Origin of the sequence: Pseudodesulfovibrio karagichevae (genome assembly GCF_041414475.1) — a bacterium.
In the GTDB taxonomy this organism is placed as follows: Bacteria; Desulfobacterota; Desulfovibrionia; order Desulfovibrionales; family Desulfovibrionaceae; genus Pseudodesulfovibrio; species Pseudodesulfovibrio karagichevae.
This window is the reverse complement of record NZ_JBGLYH010000013.1, coordinates 1-16,535: the sequence shown is the minus strand read 5'-3', so window position 1 is coordinate 16,535 and position 16,535 is coordinate 1. Positions and strand designations below refer to the sequence as shown.

The window sequence follows — 16,535 nt, the reverse complement described above, 5'->3', positions numbered from 1 at the left end:
GAATGACCATCAAGCTGTCCGCCCTGGCCGCAAAGCTCGGCCTGGAATACACCGGCGCGGATAGGGATATCGCCGGGGTGAACACCCTGGAAAAGGCCGGTCCCGACGACCTGTCGTTCCTGGTCAATCCCAAGTATCTGCACCAGCTGGAAACCACCAAGGCCGGATGTGTCCTCACATCCGGCTCTTATGCCGCCAAGGTTCCGTGCGCTCTCCTCAGCGAGAATGTGTACATGGACTTGGCCCGGGTGGCGAACGTGTTCGCGCGTCCGCAGGGCTGCCTTGAAGGCGTGCACACGCTGGCCTTTGTCCATCCGGACGCCGACGTGGCCGAAACCGCCACCATCTATCCCTTCGCCTTCGTGGGCGAGGGTGCCGTGGTCGGTTCGGACACCGTGATCTTCGCCGGGGCCTACGTGGGTGAGGGAACCGTCATCGGGAAGGGGTGCATCCTCTATCCCAACTGCGTGGTCATGGGCGGGCTGACGCTGGGCGACAACGTCATCCTTCAGCCCGGCGCGGTGCTCGGCGGAGACGGCTACGGCTATGCCCAGACCCCGTTCGGCCACATGAAGATCCCGCAGATCGGCACCGTGGCCGTGGGGGACGACGTGGAGATCGGCTCCAATACGGCCATCGACCGCGCCGCCCTGGACACCACCCGCATCGGACGCGGCACCAAGATCGATAACCTGGTCCAGATCGGCCACAACGTCGAGATCGGCGAACACTGTCTGATCATCGGTCAGACCGGCATCGGCGGTTCCTCGGTGATCGGCAACGGCGTGGTCCTGGCGGGCCAGACCGGCGTGCCGGACAACGTCAGGATCGGCGACGGCGCCATGGTCGCCGCCCAGAGCGGCATCCTCGGCGACGTCGAGCCCGGCGCCAAGCTGGCGGGCAGCCCGGCCATCCCGGCCAAGGCCTACTTCAAGGCCGTGGGCGTGTGTACGCCCAAGCTGCCCGAGCTGTTCAAGCGGGTGAAGAACATGGAAAAAGAACTGGCCGCCCTGAAAGCGGCCGCCGGAGTGAGCGATGAGTAATCAATTCCCACTTGATATACGCAAGATCATGGAGATGCTCCCGCATCGCTATCCCTTCCTGCTGGTGGACCGAGTGCTCGAATATGAACCGGGCGTCCGCCTCAAGGCCATGAAGAACGTGACCATGAACGAGGAGTTCTTTCAGGGGCACTTCCCCGGCCTGCCCGTCATGCCGGGTGTGCTGCAGCTGGAGGCCCTGGCCCAGACCGGCGCGATCTTCGTCATGAATTCCTTTGACGAGCCTTTGGGTGACAAGGTCTTCCTGTTCACCGGGCTCAACAAGGTCAAGTTCCGCAGGCCCGTGGTTCCTGGCGACCAATTGATCATGAATGTGCATTTTGAAAAACAAAAATTGAACATCTGGAAGATGCGCGGCATCGCCGAAGTGGACGGGCAAGTGACCTGTCAGGGCGAATTCTCGGCCGCCATCGCCAATAAGGGGGACATGTAATGTCCAGTCAGATTCATCCCAGCGCCATCATCCATCCTTCGGCAGAGCTGGGAGCCGATGTCCGCATCGACCCGTACGTCGTGGTGGGAGCCGATACCAAGATCGGCGACGGCTCTTTCCTGGAGACGCATTGCGTCATCCAGTCCAACACGGAAATCGGCAAGAACAACCACATCCACCCGCACGCCGTCATCGGCGGCGAGCCGCAGCATTCGGCCTACAAGGGTGAGACGACCTATACGCGCATCGGCGACAACAACATCATCCGCGAGTGCGTGACCATCCACCGCGGCACGGTGCAGGGCGTGCAGGAGACCGTCATCGGTTCGGGCTGCATGTTCATGGCCTATTCGCACATCGCCCATGACTGCAAGATCGGCGACCACGTCATTCTGGCCAACGCCGTGCAACTGGCGGGGCACGTGGAGGTGGGCCGCAACGTGACCATCTCCGGCATGTCCGCCGTGCAGCAGTTCATCCGCATCGGCGAGTATTCCTTCCTGGGCGGCGCCAGCGGCTACAAGCTCGACGTGCCTCCGTTCATGCTGGCCCACGGCGTGCGCGGCATGCTCTTCGGCCCCAACCTCATCGGGCTCAAGCGCAACGGCTTCGACTCCGCCGACTGCAAGGCGCTCAAGAAGGCCTACAAGATCATCTTCCGTTCCGGGCTGACCAAGGAACAGAGCCTGGCTCAGGTGGAAGAGGAGATCAAGGGCATCCCTCATGTGGACCGTCTCGTCTCGTTCATCCGCGAGAGCAAGAACGGCGTGGTGCCCGATCACAAGCAGCGCTGCGCCAACGGCCACTAACCCTTTGCGGAGCGGCATGACCGAGCCCATCAGCACCATCGGCCTCATTGCCGGAGGCAAGCAGTTTCCCGTCCTGGTGGCCCGTGGCGTCAAAGCCAGGGGCCACCGGCTCGTGGTGGCCGGGTTTTCCGGCCACACCAACATGGACGTGGCCCCCCTGGCCGATGTCTTCCGCGAGCTCAAGCTCGGCAAGCTCAACCAGCTGATCAGCTTCCTCAAGGACGAGAAGGTGGACAAGGTCATCATGGCCGGAACCATCGAGAAGCCCAAGGTCATGGACATCCGCCACCTGGACATGCGGGCCATCAAGCTCATCCTCGGCCGCAAGGACAAAGGCGACTCCGCGCTTCTCGGCATCATCGCCCGCGAGTTCGAGAAGGAGGGCATGACCGTGGTTCCGGCCCACGAGTACATGCCGGATTTGCTCTCCCCCGAGGGGGTCATGACCCGCCGCGAGCCGAACGAGCGCGAGTGGGGCGATCTCCGGTTTGCCTGGAACATCGCCAAGGAACTCGGCCGGTTGGACGTGGGCCAGTGCGTAGTCGTCCGCGAGGGCATCGTGGCCGCCGTTGAGGCCCTGGAGGGCACGGACGAGACCCTGCGCCGTGGTTTTTCCTACGGCGGCCCGGAGTGCACGGTGGTCAAGGTCTTCAAACCCGGCCAGCAGAAAGAGGTGGACCTGCCGAGCCTCGGCCTGGACACCATCAAGCTGATGGCCGAGGGCAAGGCCACCTGCCTGGGCGTGGAAGCGGGCAAGAGCCTGTTCTTCGACCGCGAGGCGGCCATTGAGTTCGCCGACAAGGCGGGCATCACCGTGGTCGGCCTGACCCCGGATTCCTTTCCCGCATCTTCCTGACATCTTCCAAATGATTCCATCCGGCGCCTTGCCAATGGCGGGGCGTTGTGCGATTACTCTTTGAAGTCATGGAGTTATGGTTGGCCATAACTTTCATGGCGCCTTTGTTGTCTTTTCACGGACGGATTTTTGATGGATACAGCCCTCGAATGCATGCCCTGTTTCAGGCGGATGGCGGTCCGGGAGGCGGAGATCGCCTGCCCCGACGACCCGGCCCTCCGGGAAGAGATCGTGGCCCGGTGGGAAGCGCTTCTTCCCCGGCTGGACATGGACGAGCCCCCGCCTGCCATAGCCCGCAGGCTGGCCGAACTGGTCCGCGAGATTTCCGGCTGCACCGACCTGTACGCCGAGGATAAGCGGGCGGCCAACGCCTTCGTCATCAATCTGCTCCCGTCCCTCGAGGAGCGGGTGGAGGCCCAGCGGCGCGCGGGCGATCCCTTGGGGCTGGCCCTGGAGCTGGCCATCATCGGCAACTACATCGACCGGGGCGTGGAGCTCCAGTTCGATCTGGAAAAGGAACTGGCCGAGGTGGCCGATTCCGTGTCCCCGGACGTGCTGGCGGATTTTCGCGGCCGGGTCTGCGGCGGCGCGTCCGTGCTCATCCTGGGCGACAACACCGGCGAGATCGTCCTGGACACCCTGCTGGTCCGCGAACTGACCCGTCTCGGCTGCGAGGTGACCTACGCGGTCCGCTCCCGGCCCGTGCTCAACGACGCCACCATGGCGGACGCCGAAGCCGTGGGCATGACCCGATTGTGCCCCGTGGTCGAGTCCGGTGCGGACACGCCTGGCACGGTCCTGAACCGCTGCACCGCGGAATTCATCGAGCGCATGCGGCGCAGCGACGTCATTCTGAGCAAGGGGCAGGGCAACTTCGAGGCCCTGGACGGAATCTGGCCCGGCGTGTTCTGCGCCTTCAAGGTCAAGTGCCCGCGCATCGCCCGCAAGACCGGCCTCAGGTTCGGGGCCAGCGCCCTGTGCATGAGCGTCCGTGAACGAAAGGACGGCGGAGACGGGAAAGAGCATGCTTAAACGGATGCCGCGCATACTCGTCGAATGCCTGGTGGCCGTCATCCTGGTTTGCACCGGCATGCTCCTGTGGGCGTCCTACTACATCGACACCGGCGAGTTCCGGTCGCGTTTCACCCAGACCCTGGAGGCCGTCCTGGCCCGTCACGTCGAGCTGGGCGGGGAGTTGGACATCGCGGTCTGGCCCCGGCTGGCCCTAACCGTGGAGAATCTGGCCATCGGCGAGGCCCCGGGCTTTGGCGACGGCCAGGCGGCCCGGTTCAGGAACATCAGCATCAGCGTGCGGATCATTCCGCTCCTTTCCCATCGCTTCGAAGTGGAGTCCCTGGAATTAAACGGGGTTCACGGAGTCGTCGTCCGTAACAAGGCGGGCGTCTTCAACTGGCAATCCCTGGTGGAGCGGAGCGGGGAGAAGGGGGCCGGCGCCCCCCTGGACCAGGGGTGGACCTTTGCCGTGGACAGCGTGGAGATCACGGCCGCCGACATAGCGTTCCGCGACGAGATGGGGGCCACCGAGTACAAACTTTCCGGCATCGACATCCACACCGGGACCGTGACCATGGGCGAGGACGTGCCGTTCTCCCTGAAGAGCGGATTCTCCTGGGCCGACCAGGGGATTGTGGCGGACCTCGTTCTCAAAGGCATGGTCCGGGTCATGGATGACGGCACCCCGCCGGTCTTCTCTCAGACCAGCGTGCAGGCCAAGGTGTATGGGGACTTCCTGCCCGACAATGCCGAACCCGGCGAATTCATCGCCAAGGTGTACCTGGACTGGGACAAGCGAACCGTGACCTTCGACGATTTCAAGGCCAGCCTGTTCGGCCTGCTCGCGGAGGGGGACGTGACCAGCGGCGACCTGGACAAGGGGCTGGACTTCAGGGGCCACGTCACCGTGCACCCCTTCGTCCCGCGCAAGCTCATCGCCCGGTACGCCCCGGACCTGCCGATCAAGGACGTGGACGGGCTGGACAGCAGCGCCGTGGCCTCCTTCGTGCGTGTCACCGAGGACGGCGCGAGCTTCGAGAACCTGATCCTGACCCTGGACGACATCACCGTGCGCGGCCAATGCGGCTTCACGGGGTGGACCAAACCGGTCTTCGACTTCGCCCTGCGCGCCGACACCATCGACCTGGACCGCTATCTTCCCCTGTTCCGCACCGGCACTCCGTTCATCTGGGACGATTTCAGTCTGCCGTTCTTCCGGGCCTTCCGGGGCGGCGGCACGGTCCGGGCGGACGGGTTCAAGGTCCTCGACACCCTGGTTTCGGACATCCGCCTGAAGGTGGCCGCCACGGACAAGGGCATCGCCTTCGACGCCGGGGCCATCCGTGAGGGCATGGCCTCCCTGGGCGGGGGCATGACCGTTGCCTTGGGCACGGACAAGAAGGGCGCGCCGACCCTGGCCCTGAACGGCGTGGTGGACGCCGAATCCCAGCGGCGCGGCTTCAAGTTCCTGCACCGGGCCCCGCTGAACGTGGCCGGGCCGGGCAAGATCCACCTGGAGATTTCGGTCCCGGCCATGTCCTGTCCGCCCGAGGAACGTTCCATCTACATCGTACGGCATCTCGGCGGGCTCGTCCGCCTCTCCCTGGGCGAGGGCAGGACCTCGGTCGAGCGCGGAGAGGGCGGCCCCCTTTCCCTGGCCTATACCAAGGCCGACCTGGAACTGAAGGTCCGCCCCAACGGGGCGGGTGGCAAGGGGCTCTGGAATTCGATCCTGTCGGCGGGCTTGAAGCTGCGCAGCGGCGGCAACCTGGAAATGGTCAACGCCACGGTGGAAGGACCGCTCACCTCGGCCATAGACGAGCTCCGCGCCAGGAGCCCGGGTATGGCCGTCAACGGCTACCTGACCTCGCCCCTGTTGCCCAAGGAGGCCAAGCGGCTGACCTTCGGCGGCACCGTGGCCTTCGACTCCAAGGACGGCAGCGCCTCCCTCGCCGACGGCGTGCTCCAGTTCATGGAAACCACGCTCAAGGGCGACGCCCGGCTGGCCGGGTCGGCCAAGGACCGGCGGGTGGAGGGCAGCCTGGCCCTGGCCCAGGCCGACCCCAAGCGCATCATTTATCTCCTGACCGGCACGAACATCCGCACCAAGGATGCCGACGCCCTGCGCAATGCGTCCGTGCAGGCCCAGTTCAAGGCCGACGGCGAAGGGTTCACCCTGAGCGAATTGAGCGGTGAGCTGGACGGCACGCCGGTCAAGGGCCACGTGGTCGGCACCGGCTACAGACAGCCCTTGTTCGCCTTTTCCCTGGCCGCCGGGGCCTTCAACCTGGACCGTTATCTGACGCCCGCACCGGCCCCCACGCTGGGCGACATCCGTGCGGGCAGGGAGCCGGAGTCCACGCCCACGGAGCTGCCCCTGAAGTTTCTTCGCTCCCTCAAGCTGAACGGCAAGGTCTTTTTCCAGGAGTTCACCCTGGCCCGCATCCGCAGCGAATCGCTGGAAGGATTTGTCCGCGCCAACGAGGGGCTCATCCATCTGTCCAAGATGCGCGGCAAGCTCCATGACGGGGACCTCAAGGCGGACCTGGAGGCCAAGGCGGGCGAGAAGGCCCTGGATCTGCACCTGGTCCTGGACGTGAAGGGCATGCAGGCCGGTCCGCTCATGCAGGACATGGCCGAGCGCGAATACCTGCGGGGCGAGACGGACATCAAGGCGGACCTGAGCAGCGCGGGGCGGACCGACGACGACATCCTGGCGAACCTGAACGGCACGGCCTCGGTCCGGATCACCAACGGTTCGTTCAAGTTCACCGGCTGGGACCTGCAACCCAAACCGGCCGACTCGGGCCGGGGCGCGCAGATCGGCGCGAATATGCAGCGCAAGACCAACGGGCGCACGGTTTTCCGCCGGGCGAATTGTGAGGCCGTGGTCAAGCAGGGCGTGTTCACGCTCGATAATTTCCGGCTGGAGGCCCCGCCCGTGTTGCAGGCTTACGGCGAAGGCAGTTTCAGCCTGCCCGCCAACTCCATCAACGTGTCCATCCGCAACGATTTCGTGGCCGTCCCGAGCGTGACCCTGCGCTTGACGGGCAAGTTGACCGACCCCAAGGTGGAGGTGCCCACGGGCAGGATTCTCAACGACACGGTGCTGAACATCCTGAGCCTGCCCAAGAAGTCCTTCGAATTTCTGCGGGATCTGTTCTGATCAGGGCGCGGCCGGCTTGCCTGCGCGCCCGCCATGAGTGTAAGCGACAAACAGGGTTGAACCCTTATTCCCACGTGGAGCGGTCATGAGTCTGGCGCGGAAGGTCATACAGCTGAAGAGGCAATTGGTGGAGGGCATCTGGGAGCGCAACACCCCGGATACCCCGTATCTGCTACGCACCTGGCGGGGCGCCTGCCGCATGCTCTATCTGGTGGGCTTCAGTTTCGTGAAGGACCAGATCATCATCCGCGCGGCGGCTCTGACTTTCACCACCATCCTGTCCATCGTTCCGTTCCTGGCCGTGGCCTTCTCCATTTCCAAGGGGTTCGGCTTCCAGAACACCGGCAAGATGCGTGACTTGATCCTGCACCTGACCACGGGGCAGCCCGAGGTGGCGGACAAGATCATCGAATACATCGACCGGACCAACGTCCAGGCCCTGGGCTGGGTCGGCGTGGTCACGCTGCTCTTCACCGTCCTCTCCCTGGTGGGGACCATCGAGAAGGCCTTCAACGTCATCTGGAGCGTGGACAAGGGGCGGTCCGCCTGGCGCAGGATCACGGACTTCTTCCCGATCATCCTCTTCGGCCCGATCTTCCTGTTCATCGCCTCGAGCTTCAACTTCAGCCTGCAGAACCAGGACTTCATCGCCAGACTGATGAGCCTCAAGGCCATCGGCTACCTGGAGACCGTGTTCCTCAAGGCCGTGCCGTACCTGCTGATCATCATGGCCTTTTCCATGATGTACGCCTTCATCCCCAACACCCGCGTGCGCGTCCGGGCCGCGTTCATCGGCGGCGTGGTCGGCGGCGTCCTGTGGCAGATGGCCCAGTGGCTGTACATCAACTGGCAGATCGGGGCGGTCAAGTACAACGCCATCTATGGCAGCTTCGCCCAGCTGCCCCTGCTCCTGGTCTGGATTTATTTGAGCTGGGTCATCGTCCTGCTCGGGGCCCAGGTCAGCCACGCCTGGCAGAACATCAACTCCTTCGTGAAGCAGCGCTATTTCGGCACGGCCACGCCCTACGAGCGGCAGAAGATCGCGGTGCTGATGATGGTCGTGCTGGCCAAGCGGTTCCACGAGGGCAGCCCGCTGCCGTCCGTGGAGGAGATCTCCGACGGCCTCATGGCCCCGGCCTCCCTGGTCTCGGACCTGTTCCGGGTGTTGCAGCACGCGGGATACACCGTGCAGGCCGAGGTGCCGGGTTGCGAGGTCTACGCCCCGGCCCGCGAGCTGTCGGACGTGCGCGTGCTCGACGTCATTCGGGCGGTGAACATGGAGGGGGAGCAGCGGGTCTTCGCCGAGTTCGACCAGAAGTACGGCTTTCTGGACCGTGTCCTGGGCAGCCTCGGCAAGGTCATGGCCGAGAGCGAGGCCAACCTGACCCTGCTGCAATGCGCCGAGGAGTACCCCGGCGCCATCTTCAACATCGTCCCCGAAGAAGAGTCGGGCCGCTGCCCGCAGCGCGTCTGATCCCGGCCGCTACCGCTGGCCGTAGGCCGCTTCGTACTTCGCCTTGAGCTCCCGGAAGGTCCCGTCCTCGATGGCCTTCCTGATCTGCTTCATCAGGTCCAGGTAGAAGTACAGGTTGTGGTAGGTGTTCAGCCGGTAGGAGAGCAGCTCCTTGGCCATGTACAGGTGGCGCAGGTACGCCTTGGTGAAGTTTCGGCAGGTGTAGCAGCCGCAGTTCGGGTCGAGCGGCGAGTCGTCCTCGGCGTATTCGGCCCGCTTGATGTTGACCTTGCCCGTGGAGGTGAACAGGGTCCCGTTGCGGGCGTTGCGCGAGGGCAGGACGCAGTCGAACATGTCCACGCCCGCCGAGACCCCTTCCAGGATGTCCAGCGGGGTGCCCACGCCCATGAGGTAGCGCGGCTTTTCATGAGGCAGCTTGGGCGCGATGTGGTGCAGGATGTCGTACATCTCCTCGGTGGACTCGCCCACGGACAGGCCGCCGATGGCGAACCCCTCGAAGTCGATTCCGCGCAGCTGTTCCAGGCTGCGGTCCCTGAGGTCCTTGTAGAACCCGCCCTGGACGATGCCGAACATGATCTGGTCGCCGCTGCCCTTGGGGTAGTGGTCGCGGCAGCGCTGCGCCCAGCGCGTGGTCATCTCCAGGGACTTCTCGGTGTAGGCCCGGTCGTTGCCGTAGCCCACGCACTCGTCGAGCACCATCATGATGTCCGAGCCGAGATTCATCTGGATGTCGATGGCCTTTTCCGGGGAGAAGAAGTGCTTGGACCCGTCGATGTAAGAGCGGAACTCCACGCCTTCCTCGGACAGCTTGCGGATGCCCTCCAGGCTGAAGACCTGGAACCCGCCGGAGTCGGTCAGGATGGGCCGTTTCCAGTTGGCGAATTTGTGCAGGCCGCCGCGCCGGGCCACCAGCTCGTCGCCGGGCCGCAGATACAGATGATAGGTGTTGCCCAGGATGATCTGGGCCTCCATCTCCTCCAGGTCCAGCGGGGTCAGGCTCTTGACCGTGCCCTGGGTGCCGACCGGCATGAAGATGGGCGTCTGGATGTCGCCGTGGGCCGTGCTGAGGGTGGCCCGCCGGGCCAGGTTGTCGGTGGCGTGGATGGTGAAATCGCCGGGCTTGGTCACTATTTGACTCCCTTTTTCGGGCAGATGTCGTTGAGTTCGCAGACGTCGCACTGGGGCTTGCGCGCCGGGCAGACCTCCCGGCCGAAGAAGACCAGGAGATGGTTGACGTCGCCCCAGGTTTCCTGCGGAAAGAGCGGCATGAGGTCCTTCTCGATCCGGATCGGGTCGGTCTTGGCGGTCAGCCCCATGCGGAAGGCCAGGCGCTTCACGTGGGTGTCCACGGCGATGCCCTCGTTCACGCCAAACGCGTTGGCCAGCACGATGCTCGCCGTCTTGCGGGCCACGCCGCCGAGCGTGATCAGCTCGGCCATGGTCCGGGGCACCTCGCCGTCGTAAACCTCCATGATGCGGGTCGCGGCGGCCTTGATGTTCTTGGCCTTGTTGCGGAAGAAGCCCGTGGAGCGGACCACGTCCTCGATCTCGGCCACGTCGGCCCCGGCCGCGTCCTGTATCGTCGGCCAGCGCTCGAAGAAGACCGGGGTGACCTTGTTGACCCGCTCGTCCGTGCACTGGGCGGACAGGGCCGTGGCCACCAGCAGTTCCCAGGCCGAGGTGTAGTCCAGGGCCGGTTTGGGAGAGGGGTACCGTTTCGAGAGACGGTCGAATATTTCGGCTGCGCGTTCTTTCTTGTTCATGTGTACTCCGTGTCGAAGGGTTGTTAGCACCTGCGGCCGCTCGGCTCAAGCGCCAAACATTCCACCACCCGGTTGCGTCCTTTGACGAACCATGTATCATCCCTAAAACGGAGGCATCCATGTCCGAGTCGTTCATCTACATGACCTGCGCAAGCTTGGAGGAGGCCGGGGCCATCGGGGAAATGCTCGTGGAGCGGCGGCTGGCGGCCTGCGCGAACATCCTGCCCGGCATGCGTTCCATCTACTGGTGGCGGGGCAAGGTGGAGCGGGCCGAGGAGGCGGTGCTCATCGCCAAGACCCGGGACGACCTGGTGGAACCGCTGACCGAGGCCGTCAAGGCGGCCCACGGCTACGAGGTCCCGTGCGTGGTCGCCCTGCCCATCACCGGAGGCAACCCGGATTTCCTGGCCTGGATCCGGTCGGAGACGGTCGGGGAGTAAGGGCTCCCGTTGACAGGGAGACGGGCATGCAAGTAGGTTCCGGTCAACCGAATCTGTTTCAAGGAGTATTCATGCAGATCTACATTTCCGGGTCGCTGGCCTTCGACCGCATCATGACCTTCCCCGACAAGTTTTCCAATCACATCTTGCCGGACAAGATACATATTCTCAATGTCTCCTTCCTGGTGGACGGGCTGGTCGAGCGTTTCGGCGGCACGGCCGGCAACATCGCCTACAACCTGTCCCTGCTGGGCGAGAAATCCACCATCCTGAGCCAGGTGGGCAAGGACTTCGGTCCCTACGACGAGCGGCTCCAGCAGTACGGCATCGCCCTGGACGGCATCCGGACCATTGAGCAGGAGTTCACCGCCGGGTGCTACATCACCACCGACATGTCCGACAACCAGATCAACGGGTTCAACCCCGGGGCCATGAAATACCCCAGCCAGTACGACATGAGCCGCATCGACCCGTCCGAGGCCATCGGCATCATCGCCCCGGGCAACATCAACGACATGGTCGATCACCCGAAATATTACCGTGAAAACGGCATCCCCTACATCTTCGACCCGGGCCAGCAGATTCCGGCCCTGGGCGGCGACAACCTCAAGGCGGCCATCAACGGCGCCGAGATCCTGATAGTCAACGACTACGAACTGGAGATGGTCATGAAGTCCACGGGCATGACCAAGGAGGACATCGTCGGCCAGGTGGGCTATCTTATCACCACCCTGGGCGAAAAGGGCTCCATGGTCAGCTGTGAGGACGGCGACACCGTTATCGGCGTGGTCCCGGCCAGGGAAGTACTCGACCCCACCGGTGCCGGGGACGCCTTCCGCGCCGGGCTGCTCAAGGGGCTGGCCATGGGCAAGACCGTGGCCGACGCCTGCAAGCTGGGCGCGACCTGCGCCACCTACGCGGTGGAGTTCAAGGGCACCCAGGAACATTCCTTCACCATGGAGGAATTCACCGAGCGCTACGAGTCGGTCTTCGGCCCGCTCGAATAGCGCAGGCCCGACAAGGCCGGGGAGGGCGACATGATCGAACTCAAGGTCCAGGCCATTGAAACGTATCTGCGGCGCGTGTACGGCGACGACGCCCGGCTTTTGGGCGCGGGCGACATCGGCAGCCTCGACGCGCAGGGCATGAAGGGGTTCGGCTACGGCAAACCCCTTCTCGTCCGCTTCGAAACCGGCGGCGAAGCCCGCGAGGCCGTGTTCTCGGTCATGAAGGGCGACAAGTACGGCCACCAGTTCTATTGGGACCGCGCGGCCATCCTCATGTTCCAGTACGAGACCTCGGCCCGTATGGAGCGGCATGTCCACCCCCTCGGGCTCGGCTATGTGAACGGCTCGGACGCCCTCGTCCCGGTGGAGGACCCCAAGGAGTTCTTCATCGTCAACGAGAAGCTTGAGGGGCACGACTATTTCCTGGACCTGGAGCGCATCCGGGCGCACGGCCCGCTCGACCGGGACCTGGAAACGGCCCGCGAGTTCGCCCGCTGGCTGGCCCGCGTGCATGCCGAAAAGCTCGACGACCCGCCCCTGTATTCCCGGCGCATCCGCAACCTGCTCGGGGCCAGCGAGTGCATCCTCGGGTTGGTGGACGAGGCTTTTCCCCGGAATTACGCATTCTTCGGCGGGGACCGCTTCCAGGCCCTGGAAAAGCGGCTCATCGACTGGCGCTGGAAGCTCAAGGGATATGCCCACCGGCTGAGCGCGGTGCACGGCGATTTCCACCCGTGGAACGTGCTCGTCACCGACGACGGGGAGTTCTCGGTGCTCGACCGCAGCCGGGGCGAGTGGGGCGAACCGGGCGGCGACCTGGCCTCCATGGCCGTCAACTACCTGCTCTGGTCCCTGTATGACCATGAGAAGCTGGCCGGTCCCTTCCGGGAGCTCTACCTGGCCTATTTCGGCGAGTACCTGGATCGCACCGGGGACATCGAGATCCTGGAGGTCCTGGCCCCGTTCTGCGTCTTTCGCGGCCTGGTCATCGCCTCGCCCGAATGGTATCCCGACCACCCCGAGCCGGTGCGCCGCCGCCTGTTCAACTTCGTGGCCAACGTCCTCGAAGACGACGTCTTCGACTGGGAGCACGTCAACCGGTACCTGGAGTAGCGTATGGCCGAGCGAAGCGGGGACGGCTGGGCGGTCTGGGTGGTGGGGTTGCCCGGCAGCGGCAAGTCCACCCTGGCGCGCGGCCTGCGCGACGCCCTCGGGGAGCGGGGCGTGGACGTGGTCCTGTTGCAGATGGACGAGCGGCGCAAGGCCTATTTCCCCGAACCGGAATACACCGGGGAGGAGCGTGAGGCGGCCTACCGGATGTTCGCCGAGGAGGCCGCCGGGCTCACCTGTGAAGGGCGCAACGTGATCATGGACGGCTCGGCCCATCGGGTGTCCATGCGTCGCATCGCGCGTGAAAAAATTTCTCGATTCGCCGAAATATTCGTTGCATGCGACCTGGAAACGGCCATGGCGCGGGAGGCCGCCCGGCCCGCCGGAAAGGTCATGGCCGACCTCTATCGCAAGGCCCTGCTGCGCAAGGAAACAGGCCGTGAATTCGATGGGTTGGGTGCGGTGATCGGGGTGGACGCGCCCTTTGAGTTGGACCCTCTGGCCGAGTTCGTCATCGACAACAGCGGACTGAGCAAGGAAGAGACGTTGGGAAAAACCTTGCACTTTGTAGACACATGGCTCGCCAGTGTTTAAATGCCCGACTTAACCGTGCCGAAACATCGGCCTGAAAAAAGGACCGGCCACGCTGTGGCCGGATGAACGAATATGAAATTTCACATCACCACCTTCGGGTGCCAGATGAACGTCCACGACTCGCAGTGGTTGGCCCGCGCCCTGGAAAGCAGGGGGTGGGAGGAGACCGGTGACGAGGACGCCCAGGTATACATCCTGAACACGTGCAGCGTGCGCGACAAGCCGGAGCAGAAGGTCTACAGCGAACTCGGCCGGGTGGCCGCGCACCTCAACCGCGACGAGAACGTCTTCGCGGCCGTGGGCGGTTGCGTGGCCCAGCAGGTGGGGCGCGGCTTTTTCGAGCGCTTCCCCTTCGTCAAGCTGGTCTTCGGCTCGGACGGCATCGCGGGTGCGCCCAACGCGCTTGAGCGCATCGCGGCGGGCAAGGAAGACCGCGCGGCCCTGCTCGATTTCGTGACTTTGTACGAGGAGCGCGAGCAGCCCGACGCCCCGGTGGCCGCCGACGAGTCCCGCCAGGCCTTCGTCAACATCATGCAGGGGTGCGACAACTTCTGCGCCTACTGCATCGTGCCCTATACCCGGGGCCGCCAGAAATCCCGCACCCCGGACGCCATCCTGGACGAGTGCCGCGCTCTGGTGGAGGGCGGCGTGCGCGAGATCACTCTGCTCGGGCAGAACGTCAACAGCTTCGGCCTGGACAAGGGCGGGGTGGGCGTCAGCTTCGCCGAGCTCCTGCGTTCCGTGGCCGCCATCCCCGGCCTGGACCGGCTGCGCTTCACCACCTCGCATCCCAAGGACATCGCCGAGGAGGTCATCCGGGCCTTCGGCGAGCTGCCCAACCTGTGCCCGTCGCTCCACCTGCCCATGCAGGCCGGATCGGACCGCGTGCTCAAGGCCATGCGCCGCAAGTACGACATACAACGCTACCTCTCCATCGTGGACGGGCTGCGCGCGGCCAGGCCGGACATCAGCCTGACCACGGACCTCATCGTGGGCTTCCCCGGCGAGACCGAGGAGGATTTCCGGCAGACCCTGGACATGGTCGAGCGGGTCGGATTCGAATCGAGCTTTTCCTTCAAGTATTCCGACCGGCCCGGCGTGGCGGCCGTGAACATGGAGCCCAAGGTCCCGGCCGAAGAGGCTTCGGAGCGGTTGCTGCGCTTGCAGACTCTGCAAAATAATATTACTAGAGATTGTCTAAAGAATCTTGTGGGCGCGCAAACCGACGCGTTCATCGAAGGGTTGAGCCGCATGCAGGACGGGGATGCCGTCTCGTGGAAGGGGCGCGACCCGGCCGGGCGGATCGTCAACGTCTCCATGGCGGAGACCGCCGGATTGACCGGCAAGATGGTCCCGGTGAAGATTGTGGAAGCCAAGAAACACTCCCTGGTGGGAAAGAGGACGGGCGAACCGTGGTAAAGGTCGAGATTTTCGGACTGGCAGTGGACGAGGCGGGCAAATCCCCGATCATCGTCCTCAAGGACGAGGAAGAGACCAAGGTCCTGCCCATCTGGATCGGGGCCATGGAGGCCATGGCCATTTCCATGGCCATCAACAAGGTGCCGTTTCCCCGGCCCATGACCCACGATCTCCTGCTCAACACCATCCGCACCATGGGCGGCGCCGTCAACCGCGTGGAGATCACCGACATCGAGAACGGGACCTTCTTCGCCGAGATCGTGGTCTCGGCCGGGGAGGAGACCCTGCGCCTGGACAGCCGCCCCTCGGACGCCATCGCCCTGGCCGTGCGCGCCGAATGCCCCATATTGGTGGGCGAGGCGGTCCTGGCGGAGGCGGGGGGCGCGTTCCCGGACCATCCCCAGACGGTCATCAAGACCGAGGACGCCGACAAATGGCAGGAGGAGCTGGACAAGCTCTCCGAAGACGACATCAAATACAAGATGTAGGCCCACCATGATCGATCTGCATACCCATACCATTTTCAGCGACGGGGAACTGATCCCCGCCGAACTGGTCCGCCGGGCCGAAGTGCTGGGTTACAAGGCCCTGTGCATGACCGACCATGCGGACGAGGCGACCACCTACCACATCCTCGAGAACGTGCTCCGTTTCGTCAGGAAACACGGGCACTTTTTTGACATCAACGTCCTGGCCGGGGTCGAGTTGACCCACGTGCCGCCCGCGCTCATCGCCGAGATGGTCAAGAGCGCGCGGGACGCCGGGGCGCAGGTGGTGGTCATGCACGGTGAGACCCCGGTGGAGCCTGTGGCCCCCGGCACCAACCTGGCGGCCATCGAGGCGGGCGTGGACATCCTGGCCCACCCCGGCCTGATCACCGACGAGGAGGTCAAGCTGGCCGTGGAGCGGGGCGTCGCGCTCGAGATCACCACGCGCGGCGGTCACAGCTACACCAACGGCCACGTGGCCGCCATGGCCCGAAAGCATGGGGCCCGGCTTGTGGTCAACAACGACGCTCACGCCCCGCGCGATCTGGTCGGCAAGGAGCTGCGCAAGACCATCGCCCTGGGGGCGGGCCTGACCCTGGATGAATACCGGCAGACCGAGGCCAACGCCTGGAAGATCGTGCAGCGATGCATGAAATGATGTTTCCGATCCGTCGCAGAGTAGTGACCAAGAAGGCGTAGACACGTACAGGTATACAGAAAAGCCGTGGCTTGCTTGAGGCCCGGCTTTCTTCGCATGAAGCGGGCCCGACGGCCCATAGACCCGAAAAGGTACAACCAATGAACTTTCTGCCCGACAACTCCATCCTGACCCTGCTCGCCGGGGCGACCCTGGCGGTCAAGATGGTCATGCTCTTCCTGGGGTGCATGTCCCTGTGGAGCT

At 64.5% G+C, this 16,535-nt stretch carries 16 protein-coding genes; 14 read left to right on the top strand and 2 right to left on the bottom strand.

Features of this window, described 5'->3' with window-relative positions; all coding sequences use genetic code 11:
- Positions 1-2: 2 nt before the first annotated feature.
- The 7 genes from lpxD (at position 3) to AB6M95_RS06550 (ending at position 8,813) form a co-directional block, all read left to right on the top strand.
- On the top strand, positions 3-1,043 hold the full coding sequence (gene lpxD / locus AB6M95_RS06580; protein WP_371385944.1) for a UDP-3-O-(3-hydroxymyristoyl)glucosamine N-acyltransferase: 1,041 nt from the start codon (positions 3-5) through the stop codon (positions 1,041-1,043).
- Positions 1,036-1,494, top strand: coding sequence for a 3-hydroxyacyl-ACP dehydratase FabZ (fabZ, locus tag AB6M95_RS06575; RefSeq protein ID WP_371385943.1), 459 nt, complete (start codon positions 1,036-1,038; stop codon positions 1,492-1,494). Before lpxD ends, fabZ begins: the two co-directional genes overlap by 8 nt.
- Complete coding sequence (gene lpxA / locus AB6M95_RS06570) at positions 1,494-2,303, top strand: acyl-ACP--UDP-N-acetylglucosamine O-acyltransferase (RefSeq protein ID WP_371385942.1); 810 nt, start codon at positions 1,494-1,496, stop codon at positions 2,301-2,303. Before fabZ ends, lpxA begins: the two co-directional genes overlap by 1 nt.
- A gap of 16 nt (positions 2,304-2,319) precedes the next feature.
- The gene (locus tag AB6M95_RS06565) at positions 2,320-3,159 is read left to right on the top strand and encodes an LpxI family protein (protein WP_371385941.1); all 840 of its coding nucleotides are present in this window, start codon (positions 2,320-2,322) and stop codon (positions 3,157-3,159) included.
- A 132-nt stretch (positions 3,160-3,291) separates the two neighbouring features.
- Positions 3,292-4,191 carry a damage-control phosphatase ARMT1 family protein gene (locus tag AB6M95_RS06560; protein WP_371385940.1) on the top strand — a complete coding sequence of 300 codons (900 nt, stop codon included), beginning with the start codon at positions 3,292-3,294 and terminating at the stop codon, positions 4,189-4,191.
- A complete protein-coding gene (locus AB6M95_RS06555; protein WP_371385939.1) occupies positions 4,184-7,339 on the top strand; it encodes an AsmA family protein in 3,156 nt (1,051 codons plus the stop codon). The genes AB6M95_RS06560 and AB6M95_RS06555 overlap by 8 nt, the downstream gene beginning before the upstream one ends.
- Positions 7,340-7,424: 85 nt before the next feature.
- Positions 7,425-8,813: a YhjD/YihY/BrkB family envelope integrity protein gene (locus AB6M95_RS06550; protein ID WP_371385938.1), complete on the top strand. Its 1,389-nt coding sequence runs from the start codon at positions 7,425-7,427 to the stop codon at positions 8,811-8,813.
- Positions 8,814-8,822: 9 nt separating this feature from the next.
- Here the strand turns inward: AB6M95_RS06550 and tgt are convergent, their stop codons facing one another.
- Positions 8,823-9,941 (bottom strand): tRNA guanosine(34) transglycosylase Tgt, encoded by a 1,119-nt coding sequence (gene tgt, locus AB6M95_RS06545; protein WP_371385937.1) that lies wholly within the window; start codon positions 9,939-9,941, stop codon positions 8,823-8,825.
- The gene (gene nth / locus AB6M95_RS06540; protein WP_371385936.1) at positions 9,941-10,576 is read right to left on the bottom strand and encodes an endonuclease III; all 636 of its coding nucleotides are present in this window, start codon (positions 10,574-10,576) and stop codon (positions 9,941-9,943) included. Before nth ends, tgt begins: the two co-directional genes overlap by 1 nt.
- A gap of 119 nt (positions 10,577-10,695) precedes the next feature.
- Here nth and cutA point away from each other — a divergent pair, with 119 nt between their 5' ends.
- The 7 genes from cutA to AB6M95_RS06505 all read left to right on the top strand — a co-directional run bounded on the left by cutA (position 10,696) and on the right by AB6M95_RS06505 (position 16,292).
- Positions 10,696-11,016 (top strand): divalent-cation tolerance protein CutA, encoded by a 321-nt coding sequence (cutA, locus tag AB6M95_RS06535; RefSeq protein ID WP_371385935.1) that lies wholly within the window; start codon positions 10,696-10,698, stop codon positions 11,014-11,016.
- 71 nt (positions 11,017-11,087) lie between these two features.
- On the top strand, positions 11,088-12,023 hold the full coding sequence (locus AB6M95_RS06530) for a carbohydrate kinase family protein (RefSeq protein ID WP_371385934.1): 936 nt from the start codon (positions 11,088-11,090) through the stop codon (positions 12,021-12,023).
- Positions 12,024-12,053: 30 nt separating this feature from the next.
- Positions 12,054-13,136: a phosphotransferase family protein gene (locus AB6M95_RS06525; RefSeq protein ID WP_371385933.1), complete on the top strand. Its 1,083-nt coding sequence runs from the start codon at positions 12,054-12,056 to the stop codon at positions 13,134-13,136.
- A 3-nt stretch (positions 13,137-13,139) separates the two neighbouring features.
- The gene (locus tag AB6M95_RS06520) at positions 13,140-13,727 is read left to right on the top strand and encodes an adenylyl-sulfate kinase (protein WP_371385932.1); all 588 of its coding nucleotides are present in this window, start codon (positions 13,140-13,142) and stop codon (positions 13,725-13,727) included.
- Positions 13,728-13,799: 72 nt separating this feature from the next.
- Positions 13,800-15,146: a tRNA (N6-isopentenyl adenosine(37)-C2)-methylthiotransferase MiaB gene (miaB, locus tag AB6M95_RS06515; protein WP_371385931.1), complete on the top strand. Its 1,347-nt coding sequence runs from the start codon at positions 13,800-13,802 to the stop codon at positions 15,144-15,146.
- Complete coding sequence (locus tag AB6M95_RS06510; RefSeq protein WP_371385930.1) at positions 15,140-15,634, top strand: bifunctional nuclease family protein; 495 nt, start codon at positions 15,140-15,142, stop codon at positions 15,632-15,634. The genes miaB and AB6M95_RS06510 overlap by 7 nt, the downstream gene beginning before the upstream one ends.
- Before the next feature lie 7 nt (positions 15,635-15,641).
- The gene (locus AB6M95_RS06505) at positions 15,642-16,292 is read left to right on the top strand and encodes a histidinol phosphate phosphatase domain-containing protein (protein ID WP_371385929.1); all 651 of its coding nucleotides are present in this window, start codon (positions 15,642-15,644) and stop codon (positions 16,290-16,292) included.
- Positions 16,293-16,535: the final 243 nt, after the last annotated feature.

What these genes read in the sequence shown, in the direction of transcription:
- lpxD (WP_371385944.1), top strand. Translation starts at nt 3, where the DNA reads ATGACCATCAAGCTGTCCGCCCTGGCCGCAAAGCTCGGCCTGGAATAC.
- fabZ (WP_371385943.1), top strand. Translation starts at nt 1,036, where the DNA reads ATGAGTAATCAATTCCCACTTGATATACGCAAGATCATGGAGATGCTC.
- lpxA (WP_371385942.1), top strand. Translation starts at nt 1,494, where the DNA reads ATGTCCAGTCAGATTCATCCCAGCGCCATCATCCATCCTTCGGCAGAG.
- AB6M95_RS06565 (WP_371385941.1), top strand. Translation starts at nt 2,320, where the DNA reads ATGACCGAGCCCATCAGCACCATCGGCCTCATTGCCGGAGGCAAGCAG.
- AB6M95_RS06560 (WP_371385940.1), top strand. Translation starts at nt 3,292, where the DNA reads ATGGATACAGCCCTCGAATGCATGCCCTGTTTCAGGCGGATGGCGGTC.
- AB6M95_RS06555 (WP_371385939.1), top strand. Translation starts at nt 4,184, where the DNA reads ATGCTTAAACGGATGCCGCGCATACTCGTCGAATGCCTGGTGGCCGTC.
- AB6M95_RS06550 (WP_371385938.1), top strand. Translation starts at nt 7,425, where the DNA reads ATGAGTCTGGCGCGGAAGGTCATACAGCTGAAGAGGCAATTGGTGGAG.
- nth (WP_371385936.1), bottom strand. Translation starts at nt 10,576, where the DNA reads ATGAACAAGAAAGAACGCGCAGCCGAAATATTCGACCGTCTCTCGAAA.
- cutA (WP_371385935.1), top strand. Translation starts at nt 10,696, where the DNA reads ATGTCCGAGTCGTTCATCTACATGACCTGCGCAAGCTTGGAGGAGGCC.
- AB6M95_RS06530 (WP_371385934.1), top strand. Translation starts at nt 11,088, where the DNA reads ATGCAGATCTACATTTCCGGGTCGCTGGCCTTCGACCGCATCATGACC.
- AB6M95_RS06525 (WP_371385933.1), top strand. Translation starts at nt 12,054, where the DNA reads ATGATCGAACTCAAGGTCCAGGCCATTGAAACGTATCTGCGGCGCGTG.
- AB6M95_RS06520 (WP_371385932.1), top strand. Translation starts at nt 13,140, where the DNA reads ATGGCCGAGCGAAGCGGGGACGGCTGGGCGGTCTGGGTGGTGGGGTTG.
- miaB (WP_371385931.1), top strand. Translation starts at nt 13,800, where the DNA reads ATGAAATTTCACATCACCACCTTCGGGTGCCAGATGAACGTCCACGAC.
- AB6M95_RS06505 (WP_371385929.1), top strand. Translation starts at nt 15,642, where the DNA reads ATGATCGATCTGCATACCCATACCATTTTCAGCGACGGGGAACTGATC.